Genomic DNA, 1668 nt, shown 5'->3' with positions numbered 1-1668 from the left:
CAAATGACGTGGTTCATCGTCAGTCTGTTTGCGGTCATGCTGCTGGGCGACTTGCCACCTCTGTCATTCATTGACGGCGCATTTCTCAAGTACGTTGGCATTCCTGCCGGGCTAACGTGGTTCATGAGCCAAAAGACCTTCGACAACAAGAAACCAATGGGATTCCTGCGGTCGGTGATCAACTATGCCATTACCCCGAAGCTCACCTATGCTGGTAAACCCGTGAAGTCGCAAAAAGAGAAACAAGACACAGCGGTGACCTACGTTTGGAGGTACCACAATGAAATTTCCAATTAAGTATATCGAAGACAATCTCGTCTGGAACACTGACGGGGAGTGTTTCGCCTATTTTGAACTAGTCCCTTACAATTACAGTTTTCTGTCACCCGAACAGAAGCAACAAGTCCATGAGAACTTCCGTCAACTGATCTCCCAGAACCGTGACGGCAAGCTCCATTTATTGCAGCTCGCCACCGAAGCCAGTGTCCGGGACACCCTCGACCGCTCGAAGAAGTTGGTCAAAGGAACGCTCAAAGACATCGCCTTCCAGCATATCGACGGCCAAGCCGAAGCGTTGACCGAAAACGTCGGTGACAATCAAGTCGATTACAGATTCTTCATCGGCTTTAAGCTGTTGCTGAACGACGCTGAGGTTACCGCCAAGTCTATCTTCAAGGATATGTCTTTAGGCATTCGGGACTTCTTCTCCGAGTTCAACACAACGTTCGCTGGTGATTTCTTCACCATGAACAACGCCGAAGTGGAACGCTACGCCAAGTCCGCTAAGTTCCTTGCCGAAAAAATTGGCCGCCGGTTCAAAGTCCGCCCGCTCGACAAGAACGACTTCGGCTACCTACTCGAACACCTTTACGGCATGACTGGGCAAGATTACGACGACTATGACTATCACTTGCCCCGCAAGAAGTCCAAGCGCGACACAATTATCAAACGCTATGACCTGATCAAACCAACCTGGTCGCTGATTGAGCAGCACCAACGCTCCATTAAGATTACCCACGGGCTAGACGCCAGCTATGTGACGTACCTGACGCTTTCCGACATCGTGGGTGAACTCGAATTTCCCGGCAGCGAGATCTTCTACTTCCAGCAAAGCCAGTTCGACTTTCCAATCGACACTAGCTTGAACGTTGAGATCGTGACAAACAAGAAGGCATTGACTAAGGTGCGTAACAAAAAGAAGGAGTTGAAAGACCTCGACGAACATGCTTATCAGTCCGGCAACGAGACCACACGCGGCGTCAGCGACGCCTTGGATTCAGTCGATGAGCTTGAAAGCAACCTTGATCAGACTAAGGACGCTATGTACAAGATTAGCTATGTCATTCGCGTAGCTGGGCGTTCCGAAGATGAAATGAAGCGCCGTGCCGATCAGCTACTTGACTTCTACGACAGCCTCAACATAAAGCTCGTGCGGCCATTTGGCGACATGCTAGGACTACACAGTGAGTTTATCCCTGCCTCGAAGCGCTACATCAACGACTATATTCAATATGTGACCAGCGATTTCATCGCCTCACTAGGCTTTGGTGCGACACAATCGCTCGGCGAAAAAGAAGGTATCTACATCGGGTACAACGTGGACACCGGACGCAACGTCTACTTGCAACCAGATATTGCCGCGCAAGGTATCAAGGGGACTGTCACCAA

1 protein-coding gene and 1 pseudogene are annotated in these 1668 nt (G+C 50.2%); both read left to right on the top strand.

The features are described 5' to 3' along the window. Window positions 1–297: conjugal transfer protein (locus FC75_RS10120; RefSeq protein WP_235808733.1), on the top strand; the 297-nt coding region annotated here is incomplete at its 5' end. After that, window positions 281–1668, top strand: a pseudogene (locus FC75_RS10115) (conjugal transfer ATPase TcpF); the annotation flags it as partial. The gene FC75_RS10120 and the pseudogene FC75_RS10115, both read left to right, overlap by 17 nt.

Origin of the sequence: Lacticaseibacillus camelliae DSM 22697 = JCM 13995, assembly GCF_001436615.1 — a bacterium.
Lineage (GTDB): Bacteria > Bacillota > Bacilli > Lactobacillales > Lactobacillaceae > Lacticaseibacillus > Lacticaseibacillus camelliae.
Note: the sequence above shows the minus strand (reverse complement) of the source record. Positions and strands in the feature narration are given on the sequence as shown.